4 protein-coding genes and 2 pseudogenes are annotated in these 3,455 nt (G+C 28.1%); all 6 read left to right on the top strand.

Translation table 11 applies throughout. The annotated features are described in order from the left end of the window. A pseudogene (locus HMPREF1983_RS06775) lies at nt 1–335 on the top strand (hypothetical protein); the annotation flags it as partial. Between the two features lie 141 nt (nt 336–476). Continuing rightward, a complete protein-coding gene (locus HMPREF1983_RS06770; RefSeq protein WP_021753567.1) occupies nt 477–1,322 on the top strand; it encodes an LAPAL motif-containing putative phage structural protein in 846 nt (281 codons plus the stop codon). A 111-nt stretch (nt 1,323–1,433) separates the two neighbouring features. Next, a complete protein-coding gene (locus tag HMPREF1983_RS07825; RefSeq protein ID WP_021753566.1) occupies nt 1,434–1,604 on the top strand; it encodes a hypothetical protein in 171 nt (56 codons plus the stop codon). A 181-nt stretch (nt 1,605–1,785) separates the two neighbouring features. After that, nucleotides 1,786–1,941: a hypothetical protein gene (locus HMPREF1983_RS07820; RefSeq protein WP_159428391.1), complete on the top strand. Its 156-nt coding sequence runs from the start codon at nt 1,786–1,788 to the stop codon at nt 1,939–1,941. Between the two features lie 114 nt (nt 1,942–2,055). Continuing rightward, entirely contained in the window at nt 2,056–2,904 is an 849-nt protein-coding gene (locus HMPREF1983_RS07580; RefSeq protein ID WP_021753564.1) for a hypothetical protein, read from the top strand. 106 nt (nt 2,905–3,010) lie between these two features. Beyond that, nucleotides 3,011–3,455: pseudogene (locus HMPREF1983_RS06760) on the top strand (hypothetical protein); the annotation flags it as partial.

Raw genomic sequence — 3,455 nt, 5'->3', positions numbered from 1 at the left:
CAGGGTGGATAAAGATTGAAGGGAAGTGGCACTATTTTGATCCTGAAAATGGTAATGAAAAATCAGGTTGGCAGAATATAGATGGGAAATGGTATTATTTTATTTCTGAAGCATTTACAGGTTTTAATTATATAAATGAAAAATTGTATTATTTTGATCCTGTAAACTGTGATATGAAAATAGGATGGACAAAAGTAAATGGAGTTCAATATTATATGGATCCTAATGATGGAGGAGCGGTAGCAAGAGATAAAGTCTTGCTTATGAATGGTGTTTATTACACTTTTAATGCGGGTGGTAAACTTATAAAAGTTGAGTTAGCTAATAAAAATTAGCTAATAAATAACGGGAAGAAATATTTTAACCCTTGCAGGAATGCGGGGGTTATTTTTGTTTGTGAAACAATTATTATGAAACATATTGTTTTCAACATACTTTTATAGTATGATTAAACTAACAGCAAGAGAGGTGAAAATATGAAGAAAGAAAAAATGTATTTAGCATTTAGATTTACAGGAAACAATGAAATTGGTATAGAAGAATTTATTAATTTTTTAAATAATATATCTAAGTATCTTTTAAGTGTAAAAAAAGATTTAGGAGAAGATTTCAAATTAAGCACTAATGTTACTGCCATAGAAAAGGGTAGCTTCATAGTACACATAGTACCTGTTATAAATGTTTTAGCTAGTATATTACCTCATGTAATAGAAAATACAGGTTCTTTTATAAAATTAGTTAGAGAAATATTAGAAGTAATTTCCTTTCTACGTGGAAAACCACCTAAAGAAATAACCGAGACACATATAACTAATTTTTATGGAGATCAAATAAATATTAATAATCCTATATTTCAAATTTTTTCTAAAGATAGTAATGATACTTTTGAAGCCGTTGAAAAGTTAGCGGAAGATATACCGTTAAAACGAGAGTTGGAAGTATATGAGAGTGTTAGCAATAGCAAAACAATTATTAATGATGAGAATAAAGAATATTTTAAAAGAAAAAAAATCACAGATACTGATGAAAAATTTATCATAAATACAATTAATAATCTAACTGTAGTAGTAAAAAAACCATCGCTAGATATGAGTTCTAAATGGACTGTTCATATTGATAGAACAGTTAATGTGGATATTCATGATAAAGAATTTGCTAAACTAGTAAAAGATGGGGAGATATCATTTTCTAATGGTACTAAGTTAGAAGTGGATATGGAAATAAAAAGTTATCCGAATAATGAAAAAATTAAACCTACTTATGTAATAACTAAAGTTCATTTAGATAAAGTAGGAGCTGTTCAACAAAAGTTAGATTTGTAAACCTCTCTTAAAAAGATAGAGGTTTATTTTTTTAAAAAAAGGGTTGATTTTTTGTTGTGTGTAACATATAATATAAATATAGCTTGCAACAATTAGGAAAGAGGTGAGATAATGAAAAGCAGAGCTGATTATTTCAGAAAACGTCGAGAAACACGAAAACAATTCAATGTGGCTGTTGATAGGAATAAAATAGAAATATTTGAAAAAATATTAAAAGAAAAAAAATTGACAAAAGCTAAATGGTTAAATGAAAAAATCGACGAAGAAATAAAAAAAGATTAGAGATTGTAGTGTCGAAACCTTTATCTCTAATCAAACACAAACCGTTATGATTTGATAAATCTATTATATCATATTATAAACGGTTAATAAATAAAAAATTTATAATTTACAAAAACAAAATAAAACTCTTGACTTTTAGCATTCAAAAATGCTATAATGTTTGTTGTTAGGAGGTGAACAGATGAAAACTCTGACAATAAGGTTAGAAGATGATTTACATAAAAAGCTGAAATTATTAGTAATTGAAAAAGATACTACAATTCAAAATCTAATTGTGGAATTAATCAATAGACAAATAATGGAAAGTGATAAAAGTAAATCGACAAATAAAAAATAGAAGATTGCTCAACCCTGAGAAAGTTACAATCTTCTACCCGATAGGAATAGTATTCCTAAATTTATTATACCATAGGAGTACATTCTTATCAAATTAAAATTTAAGGAGATAAAAATGTATAATTTACAAAATCATAATAAAAAATTTACATCGTTAGAATTAGTAAAGCAAATTAATTTTTTTAGAGGAGAATTTCAGAATAAATCAGAACTTGCACATAATGATTTACTAAAGATAATAAGAGATGAATTTGAAGAAGAAATCTCACTGGGAAAAATTTCCCAGTCAAAATATACTAATTCTCGAGGTAGAGAATACCCAATGTATATATTAACAACATCACAAGCTAAGCAAGTGTTAATTCGAGAAAGTAAGAAAGTAAGACGTGCGGTTATTAAATATATTGAGGAACTTGAAGGAAATCTGACTTCCCAACAAAAACGCCTATACTACAAAAAAGTACCAGTAATGACAGTAGATATGTTAGCAAAAGAATTAAATATATCAACAGTAACTGTAAATAAAATGTTGTATAAATTAGATGACGGAAATGTGTTAACCGGAAATGAGTTAAAATATTTTAAAAAGGAAAACAGTTATAAGTCAAGTTGTAGCTTGCTTAGAATAATCTACCATCGTGTGGCTGATACAATAGCAAGAAATTTAGGTAAGCAATTAAGTGATTATTTTCTGTTTGATTGTGATAAATATAAACTACCCCTTGAGCAAATGCAAATAGCCTTAAAACAAGCAGACAACCTTGCTAGAATAGGTAAACAAATAAGCAATAAAGAAGATAAGGATTTTGTGTTAATGAAAGCCAGTGAGATATTAGTTAATATCGGATTATGGGATAATAAAGAAGATACTGATTACGATATAAATAGCCTCGATGGCTGGAACAAGAAATGTAAAATAGGTAATAATTTAGGCTACATAAATAGGCAGTTAAAATTATTGTAAAGCACTCCCCCTATAATTTAGGGGGTATTTTTTATTTCACTTGATTTAGTAGGTAAAATATGATACTGTTAATGCGTATAAAATAAAATTTAAGGAGGAAATAAAAATGAAAAAAGTAGTTAAGATTACTGCAAAAGTTTTGCTAAGTACTGCATTGTTATCATCAATTATAATTCCCACATCTAACCAAGCAAGAGCTGATTGGAAACAAGATGAAAACGGTTGGTGGTATGATAGGGGAAGTGGACATTATTATAAAGATGGAGTATATGACATTGGAGGAAAAGCTTATCGTTTTGATAAAAGAGGATATATGGTAACAGGCTGGTATTATGATAATGGTGATAAGCATGAGAGATTAAAAGGATGGTATTATTATGATCCAGTAAATGGGGATCAAAAAAGAGGTTGGCAAAAGATAGATGGAAAATGGTATTATTTTAATGCTATGGCACTTACAGGTTTACGGAATATAGATGAAAAAAAATATTATTTTGATCCTGTAAATGGGGATATGAAAACAGGGTGGATAAAGATTGAAGGGAAGTGGC

Source organism: Gemella bergeri ATCC 700627 (genome assembly GCF_000469465.1).
Taxonomy (GTDB): domain Bacteria; phylum Bacillota; class Bacilli; order Staphylococcales; family Gemellaceae; genus Gemella; species Gemella bergeri.
The sequence above is the reverse complement of the archived record's forward strand: the minus strand, read 5'-3'. Positions and strand labels throughout refer to the sequence as shown.